This is a genomic window from Priestia sp. BR_2 (genome assembly GCF_041954005.1).
Classification (GTDB): Bacteria; Bacillota; Bacilli; order Paenibacillales; family Paenibacillaceae; genus Paenibacillus_AQ; species Paenibacillus_AQ lautus_A.
This window is the reverse complement of record NZ_JAVFHM010000157.1, coordinates 1-678: the sequence shown is the minus strand read 5'-3', so window position 1 is coordinate 678 and position 678 is coordinate 1. Positions and strand designations below refer to the sequence as shown.

Annotated in this window: 1 protein-coding gene; it reads left to right on the top strand. The window is 38.5% G+C overall.

Annotation, left to right across the window (positions count from 1 at the left end; all coding sequences use genetic code 11):
* Positions 1-638 (top strand): MFS transporter (locus RB298_RS07095; RefSeq protein ID WP_486046560.1); only part of this gene is annotated, 638 nt, incomplete at its 5' end.
* Between the last annotated feature and the right edge of the window lie 40 nt (positions 639-678).

Below are 678 nucleotides of genomic sequence, written 5' to 3'. Positions count from 1 at the left end.
GTCTTGTACTGCTTCCGATGATGTTAGGCTCTGTCGTTTCAGCCACAACCGGCGGTTTTCTAATGAATAAATTAAGCTATCGTAGCATTATGATTGTCGTTACAATTATTCTAGGAGCAGGTGTATTCTTACTAACAACGTTGAGTCCTGATACAAGTCGTTTCTTAGTTACAATCTATATGATTCTTACAGGACTAGGAATTGGAGCAACATTCTCAGTTCTCAGTAACGCAGCAATTCATCATTTTGAGCCGGCACAAAGAGGGTCTGTGAATTCGACTGTTTCTTTTATTCGCTCGTTAGGCATGACGCTTGGTATTACCATTTTTGGAATCATTCAACGAGACGAGTTTTCTTCTAAACTTAAGGAGATTTTTGCAGGACAAGATCAAATGGTCAACAATCCAACATTTAACGATCCTCGCGTAATTCTTGCGCCGGAGGCTCGTGCTCATATCCCAGCACCTGTGTTAGATAAAATTGTAGGAGTTCTTTCTTCTTCTATCGCTCATACCTTTATGTGGGCGCTCATTCCTACGGTGCTTGCATTTGTGGCCGCTCTAATAATGAGCAAAGAACAACTGAAAACATCTCTAGAAAATGAAATGTCCAATAAGAAAATCGAGATAAACAAATAGAGTAGTTTAATTATAATCGTAATTAATAATCTTTTAGATA